This window comes from Saccharopolyspora sp. NPDC000995 (assembly GCF_053599315.1).
In genome coordinates this window covers 1-1,240 of sequence record NZ_JBSFLZ010000279.1, presented here as the reverse complement: position 1 = coordinate 1,240, position 1,240 = coordinate 1, and the positions used below count along the sequence as shown (strand labels likewise).

The window sequence follows — 1,240 nt, the reverse complement described above, 5'->3', positions numbered from 1 at the left end:
GAGATTGCCGTCGCTGAAGGTGCCGAGCACCGCGTGGTAGCCGCGGGAGGGCTCGAAGGGCATCTCGTCGATCGGTACCCAGCCCGCCTTGCCTTCGGCCGGGTGCACTCCCGCGCCGCGCGCGCCATCGACGACCGCGCGATCGGTGGGATGCGGGAGCAGTTCTCCGTTGTCCACCAACGGACTTGCTCGCAAGGCACCCGCGAGCACTCGCCGTTGCACTGTGGATATTTCTTCGAGCCACCGGCTCGACGCGCCGTCGGATACCCGCCGCAGCGCGATGCGCCCTTCGGTGAGGGTGCCGGTCTTGTCGAAGCACAACACCTGCGCCCGGCCCAGAGCCTCGATCGTCGCGGAGTTACGCACCAACGCCCCGCGTTTCGACAGCCGCTGGGCGGCCGCGAGCTCGGCGACGGTGGCGACGAACGGCAATCCCTCGGGAACGGCCGCTACCGCCAGGCTCACCGCCCGCCCCAGCGATGTCCCCAATGGACGCCCGCGCAGTATGTCCGTGATGAGCAGAATCCCGCCTGCTCCCACGCAGATTGGAATCGTCACCTTCGCTAGCGTCTGCAGGCGAGCCGCGACACCGTCGGCACCTCGTCGGACGCCTGGCCCGATCGCGCTGCCTACCTCGGTGTTCGCGCCGGTCGCGACCACGACACCCACCGCCCGCCCGGCGGCGACCGCGGTGCCGCGGTAGATCATGCAGGACCGGTCCGCGACCGGCACCGCCGGAGTCGCCGTCACCGTCTTGGTGACCAACATCGACTCGCCGGTCAGGCTCGACTCATCGAGCTCCAGTCCGTCGGCATCCAGGAGCCGGCAGTCGGCCGGAACGGCGTCCCCGGCCACCAACTCCACCACGTCGCCGAGCACGAGCTGGTCAGCGGGCAACTGTGTCACGTTTTCCTTGCGGCGCACCACAACTCGAACAACGCTTGCCTCCAGCAACTTGTTCAGAGCACGGTCGGCGGTGATCCGTTGCACGCCGCCGATCAACGCATTCATCCCCAGCACGCCCAGGATGATCGTCGCGTCCGCAACGGCACCGATGCTCGCCGAGATCGCGGCCCCACCCGCCAAAGCAGGCGTCAACGGGTTCGCCAGCTCCTCCAGCGACGCCCGCAGCACCCCCATCCGGCCGAAGTCCGCTCCCGCGTCGTGATCCGGGAAACGCTGGTGCGCCGCATCACCGGTCAGGCCCTGCGGTGAACTGTCGAGCAGCTCCAGCACCGTG

1 protein-coding gene is annotated in these 1,240 nt (G+C 69.0%); it reads right to left on the bottom strand.

What is annotated here, in order from left to right; translation table 11 throughout:
* On the bottom strand, positions 1-1,240 hold a 1,240-nt coding region (locus ACWDKQ_RS35745; RefSeq protein ID WP_450143168.1), incomplete at both ends, for an HAD-IC family P-type ATPase.